The 1917-nt window shown below is 50.9% G+C and carries 4 protein-coding genes; 1 reads left to right on the forward strand and 3 read right to left on the reverse strand.

The window, feature by feature from the left end; translation table 11 throughout:
• Window positions 1-257: transposase (locus J1C48_RS18610; RefSeq protein ID WP_207259496.1), on the forward strand; the 257-nt coding region annotated here is incomplete at its 5' end.
• A gap of 12 nt (window positions 258-269) precedes the next feature.
• On the opposite strand, the gene J1C48_RS18615 is transcribed toward J1C48_RS18610, so the two are convergent.
• The 3 genes from J1C48_RS18615 to J1C48_RS18625 form a co-directional block, all read right to left on the reverse strand.
• Window positions 270-1184 (reverse strand): hypothetical protein, encoded by a 915-nt coding sequence (locus J1C48_RS18615; protein WP_207259497.1) that lies wholly within the window; start codon window positions 1182-1184, stop codon window positions 270-272.
• A 26-nt stretch (window positions 1185-1210) separates the two neighbouring features.
• On the reverse strand, window positions 1211-1528 hold the full coding sequence (locus J1C48_RS18620) for a hypothetical protein (protein WP_207259498.1): 318 nt from the start codon (window positions 1526-1528) through the stop codon (window positions 1211-1213).
• Window positions 1525-1917 (reverse strand): hypothetical protein (locus J1C48_RS18625; protein WP_207259499.1); only part of this gene is annotated, 393 nt, incomplete at its 5' end. The genes J1C48_RS18625 and J1C48_RS18620, both read right to left, overlap by 4 nt.

Here is a 1917-nt window from a genome sequence, read left to right on the forward strand (position 1 = left end):
ACAATCTCAATGTCCACAAGAGCCCCCGGGCGGCCAAGGCGCTCGCCGAACGGGGCGCCTGGCGCCTGCTCTTGCCGAAATACTCGCCCGACCTCAATCCCATCGAAATGGCTTTCGCCAAGCTCAAGGCCCTTCTGCGCAAAGCCAAAGCCCGGACCACCGACGACCTCTGGCGAGCCCTCGGCGATATCTGCGACCTCTTCGAGCCCGACGAATGCTGGAATTATTTCAAGACCGCAGGCTATGTCGCTGATTAATCGCCCGACGCTCTAGACCTGTAGATCCAGTTTACCCGTCACCTTGGCGTAGAGCGGCAGAACCTTTTCAAGAATGTCATCGCGCGGCACCGGGAGCGGAGAATGATACCGCCCCAACGGTGTCGCGTCGAAAAGGGGATGCTCAACATAGGGAATATCCAGGCAGCGCTGTTGGCGGATACGGCAGGCGGCCAAGATTTCCACCGGGAAAAGCCAATAATCCTCATCCCGCACCGGATCGTAATCGTCTGTCCCGATCCCCATCACATGAAAATCAGCTGCCTCGATAAGCGCTTCGCCAAATGTGCTCGCGCTCGGATCGAAGATGGCTTTCAACAGCGGATAAAAGCCTTCCAACTGTTCATCCCGAGGCTCGAAGTCAAACACCTCGTCACTGCCACGCCAGGCCTTGTAGAGCTTCACCGACAGCCACGGCAGGTACTGGGGCAAGCTTTCCCAGGAGACGCTTCCGTTCCCGTCCTCCTGCACATCCCAGCGGTCAAGCATCGTTGCGGCGAGACGATCGGCATGGTTCATCCAGCCGAGTGACAGCATCGTGGAGACATTGGTGAAATCAGTTATCGAAAACCGGTAGCCTGCCGGGTCATCAGATTCCATAATCGCGCAAGCCGTTTCGTAATGCCAAAATGTATAGATCCCCGACAATGCTAATTCTTCATCAGGGTAGAGTGTTTGGTTAAGACTTTTGTTATCTGCTTGACGCCTGTACCAAAAACTTATACTCTGAAAAGAACCAGGTATTAATTTTTTTTGCATTTGTCCATCGTTCAAAAACGGCTTTATTTTCCTTTCAATCGGCTTAGAAAATAAGTGATTTTTGTTAAATGGCTCAAGAATCCAATCACGGACATCTTCGCGCTGCGCTTTCAGAGTTTCCTCCGTTTTGAGACGTATATTGTTGTTCATTGATTTATCCGCATAGCTTCGAGCCATTAATGATCTGAAATTTGATTATTTATGGGCGTAGGTGGGCCTGTTGAGAGCGGACCTTGTATTATTTTGTCTTTTGATTTGCGTTCCGCTCTTCGTGTCCGTTTTCTCTCCTTATTTTCACGCCACTTTTTATAGGCGGCATCATTTCGCTTCCAAGGTTCTGTGCCCTCCTCAGCGAATGTGCCATTGGCATTCTTTTTAAGCTTTATTTTATGGTATAATACGGGTTCACCAGCATCAATTCTATCGAGGAGAGATTCTGCATATTCTCTGTCTGACAAACTAAGGGCTTTATACGGAAATTTTCCTTTGCTCATCTGTGACAATCGCGATCTAACGAAATCTTCGCCCCCCCCAAAAGCTCATCGCCATACATGCGATAATCGCCGCGTGTCGATGTCTTAATTTCGCTAAAGGTGAGTGGATCATCTCGGATATTGTCGATGCCGTTACCCGAGGCGTTTTGGAGAGACCGGCCGCCATATTTATCTTCGTAGAATTTCTCTCCCTCTTTGCCGTTGGCTAGGCTTTCTTTGCCTTTCTCCCGCTGCCTGTCCTTTTGAGCGGCATCTGCGTCCTTGACTTCCGCCGGCCCCCTATCCGGATCCGGGCGTGTCGTCCCCTGATTGTCCGACCCGAGAATACGCCGCTCAGCCTCGTTGAACTCTGATTTTTCGACTTTCCCAAGTTCGAATACGCTGCCAGG

The sequence above is a fragment of the Jiella flava genome, from assembly GCF_017349315.1.
Classification (GTDB): domain Bacteria; phylum Pseudomonadota; class Alphaproteobacteria; order Rhizobiales; family Rhizobiaceae; genus Jiella; species Jiella flava.